Raw genomic sequence first — 1,119 nt, 5'->3', positions numbered from 1 at the left:
CTAGTGCGGTGTTCTTGAAGTTTTTCGACGGTCGGCTTTCGCGAGTATCTGCTCGGCGGTTTTCGTCCAGATGAATGGCTGCGCTCGTGGGTTCCACCCGTTGATGAAGTCCCGAATCTTGGCGGTGAGCTCGCGAACATTGCGGAAGGTGCCGCGGTGGATGGCTTGGCGTTCGATGATGCCGAACCACACTTCGACGAGGTTCATCCACGACGCCGAGGTAGGGGTGAAATGGACGTGGATTCGCGGGTTCGACGCCAGCCATTCCCGCACTTCCTGCTTTTTGTGTGTGGCGTAGTTGTCCATCACCAAATGCAGTTCCTGCTTCGGGTACGCCCGCGCCACATGTTTGAGGAACACGAGAAACTCCTGGTGGCGGTGCCGGGGCCGGCAGATCCCGGTCACCTGTCCGGTCGCGATCTCCAATGCCGCGAACAAGGTGGTCGTGCCATTACGGACGTAGTCGTGAGTCTGCCGTTCGGGGATCCCGATCTGCATCGGCAACGTCGGCGCCGTCCGATCCAAGGCTTGGATCTGCGATTTCTCGTCCACGCAGAGCACGATCGCGTTCTCCGGCGGCTCCAAGTACAAGCCGACGATGTCGGTGACCTTCGCAACCAACTCCGGATCGGTAGAAAACTTGAATGTCTCACTGCGCCAAGGCTGCACACCGTACTCGCGCCATGCTTCCGCGACAGTGCTGTTGCTGATCTTCAATCGATTTGCCAGCAAACGTGTGCTCCAATGGGTGACGCCGAGCTTCTTCGGCGGCGGCATCAACGTTTCCGACACGATCTGGCGGTGATCGATCATGCGTGGCCGCCCCGAGCGCGGCTCGTCGACCAGTCCGTTCATCCCGGCTTCGTCGTAGCGTGCCCGCCAGGTGATCACGGTCTGGCGGGTCACGCCCACCAATTCCGCGATCCGCGTGTTCGATTCGCCTTCGGATGCGAGCACGATGATCCGAGCACGTTGCGCGATACCGGCCCGCACCGATCTGGACCGCATCAATGCCGTCACACGATCGAGATCCCCGTCCCGTAAAACCAAAGGCGCAACTCGCATACAAGCAAGTATCGCAAATCCAACTGTCTAATTATTTATCCCACGCCGCACTAG

At 59.5% G+C, this 1,119-nt stretch carries 1 protein-coding gene; it reads right to left on the bottom strand.

Going from position 1 to position 1,119, the window contains the following annotated elements:
* A complete protein-coding gene (locus G8767_RS35175; RefSeq protein WP_166814276.1) occupies positions 1 to 1,065 on the bottom strand; it encodes an IS630 family transposase in 1,065 nt (354 codons plus the stop codon).
* Between the last annotated feature and the right edge of the window lie 54 nt (positions 1,066 to 1,119).

Origin of the sequence: Rhodococcus sp. IC4_135, assembly GCF_011602025.1 — a bacterium.
In the GTDB taxonomy this organism is placed as follows: domain Bacteria; phylum Actinomycetota; class Actinomycetes; order Mycobacteriales; family Mycobacteriaceae; genus Rhodococcus_F; species Rhodococcus_F baikonurensis.
This window is presented reverse-complemented; position numbering and strand designations above follow the sequence as displayed.

What these genes read in the sequence shown, in the direction of transcription:
- G8767_RS35175 (WP_166814276.1), bottom strand. Translation starts at nt 1,065, where the DNA reads ATGCGAGTTGCGCCTTTGGTTTTACGGGACGGGGATCTCGATCGTGTG.